Origin of the sequence: Xenorhabdus bharatensis, assembly GCF_037996705.1 — a bacterium.
GTDB classification, from domain to species: Bacteria; Pseudomonadota; Gammaproteobacteria; order Enterobacterales; family Enterobacteriaceae; genus Xenorhabdus; species Xenorhabdus bharatensis.
Genome location: NZ_JBBMXG010000053.1, coordinates 1 through 1,209 on the forward strand (window position 1 = coordinate 1; position 1,209 = coordinate 1,209).

Sequence of the window (1,209 nt, forward strand, 5' to 3'; positions counted from 1 at the left end):
TTACGTCCCGGCAAATGAGGTTCAAGTAGATCCCAAGCGCGATCTGAAATATCGTGGCGGCGGTGTGCGGGTGTACTCATGATTAATCGACTTTTGTAATGGAATAATGGGGCATCATTATTGCACAAAATTATTCATGACGACACTACCTAGGAACCGGTATCAACGTGGCATCGATGATTTGACCACCGCGGGGAATGAATCCCTGTGCGGAGAGTTGATGTTTAGCTTCTTCAAATAAGGCATTGGCCCCTTCTTGTCCGAGACGTTTTTCGAAACACCAAATCGTGTTGCGATCCGGAATATTAATGACATCGGTCAAACGACAAAAACGTTGCCAGCTCATTCGGTCAAGTAATTGATATTCCATTTTTTCATCGGAAAGATTATGGAAATGTTTCAGGATAATGATGCGAACCATCACCTCCGTGGGGAACGGTGGGCGTCCGCCTTTAGGAGAAACAATGCGGGGCACCGCGCGGTCAACCGCCTCAGCGAGTGCCGAAAAATCGACATATTTATCAAGCGTAAGGAGTGGGTCGCCTAATTCATCTATTTTCTGACGATGATATTCGGCCGCCAATTTGTCTTTTTTCAAAGCAGAACGAGGTAAGAGCATGATGGCATTACCTTATAGAGATGTGTTCTGTTTGTATTTTACTCAGTTAGGCTGCTCTGAACAGTTTTTAGAGGTTCCCAGGTGAAGATATTCGGGGTTATCACGCAAGTAAGGGATCTTGCCGGTCAGTTCGGTGCGTAATAGATGCGGTTTATTCATAGCATTTGTCTTGTTAATAGTAATATCCCTATCTTCTCATTTAAGAATTAATAACGCCATCACCTACTGTGATGGCATAAGGTATTATTATCACTAAAAATACCACTTTGAATTAACCATTTTTTCGAATTTTTCTTTTGCTATTATTATGGCTTTATCTTTAATCTCATTCAGAGATAGATTATAAGCATCCATTATTTTAACCTTAAAAGAAAAAGCTTTTACATCACTTCCTTCTATAGTCGTAAAAGCCCATATTTCTATTTCAATATCGTTATCCTGAACAATATGCTGTTTTTCACGGTTCATATTAAAGTGACTATACGCAATTAACTTGAAGATGCAGGAATTAAAGTCTGGAAATTATCGGTCAGCCGGGTAGCTAATTCCTGTCCTTTTTCGGGTAAGGTGACATGAAAAAAATGATGAAG

At 40.4% G+C, this 1,209-nt stretch carries 1 protein-coding gene and 1 pseudogene; both read right to left on the bottom strand.

Going from position 1 to position 1,209, the window contains the following annotated elements; all coding sequences use genetic code 11:
* Positions 1–148: 148 nt before the first annotated feature.
* Positions 149–619: pseudogene (locus AAC855_RS21130) on the bottom strand (transposase); the annotation flags it as partial.
* Positions 620–871: 252 nt separating this feature from the next.
* A complete protein-coding gene (locus tag AAC855_RS21135; protein WP_340612108.1) occupies positions 872–1,087 on the bottom strand; it encodes a hypothetical protein in 216 nt (71 codons plus the stop codon).
* Positions 1,088–1,209: the final 122 nt, after the last annotated feature.